The organism is Gilvimarinus sp. 1_MG-2023, assembly GCF_030548285.1.
Genome location: NZ_JAUOSC010001874.1, coordinates 1 through 230, shown reverse-complemented (window position 1 = coordinate 230; position 230 = coordinate 1). Strand labels below are relative to the sequence as shown.

Genomic DNA, 230 nt, shown 5'->3' with positions numbered 1-230 from the left:
CATTGGGGGCAAAATCCTTCAGGGCGGAAGAAATACGGCCAATCAGGGGAACGCCAAACTTGAGCTCTTTATAGCCGGGTAATGGCATACCGGGCAGCAAGGTTGTGTGCAGGTCATGAGTATTGACCGGTTGTTCATGACGGTATTGCCGAGGACGGATGATCTGCACCTGGATACCACGTGCACGCATGCCTTCAACCAGTTGCGACAGAGTATGTGCAACGCCATTG

Annotated in this window: 1 protein-coding gene; it reads right to left on the bottom strand. The window is 53.0% G+C overall.

Features of this window, described 5'->3' with window-relative positions; translation table 11 throughout:
• On the bottom strand, positions 1 to 230 hold a 230-nt coding region (locus tag Q4563_RS23190), incomplete at both ends, for a hypothetical protein (RefSeq protein ID WP_303606226.1).